At 44.2% G+C, this 516-nt stretch carries 1 protein-coding gene; it reads right to left on the reverse strand.

The features are described from left to right. Positions 1-371: 371 nt before the first annotated feature. Positions 372-500 carry an MbeD/MobD family mobilization/exclusion protein gene (locus R7093_RS28170; protein ID WP_404819228.1) on the reverse strand — a complete coding sequence of 43 codons (129 nt, stop codon included), beginning with the start codon at positions 498-500 and terminating at the stop codon, positions 372-374. Between the last annotated feature and the right edge of the window lie 16 nt (positions 501-516).

Here is a 516-nt window from a genome sequence, read left to right on the forward strand (position 1 = left end):
TCTTTCAATTTTTTCTCTAGGGGTTTCTTTTGGCACTACGGATTCCTTAATTGCTTGATTTGATGGCATTAGCGAACCTGTCGGAGCGAAGTTTCTCGCTTCAGCTCGCCTTAATGCCAATCTAGAAGCCTCCGCTTCTCTAGCCATCTTACAAGTAGAACATGGGCACACTGACGGATTCGAGTGCCCAATAGGGCAACGATGAGATTTTGAAGGGTCAAAAATATCGGGCAGCCCCCCATTCAAGCTATGCATTCGCACACCCATAAGAAAAAATTGAACAGTGACAATAGCTTACACGAATGCATTTAAAACGGGAGTCAATCAACGGCAAAAACCTTTAAAACTCATTTCACGCTCTCTGTCTATGTCTAATCTCGCTTCGTGCTGTAATGCTTTTCCAACCGCTGAAGCTGAACGTTCAAGCCGTTCACTTGCTCGCTCAATCTGCTCACTTGCTGACACAACGTGGCGTTCTCTTTCAAAGTAGTGTTGAACATTTTCTCTAAATCCTTG

It is taken from the genome of Vibrio sp. 1580 (genome assembly GCF_033340055.1).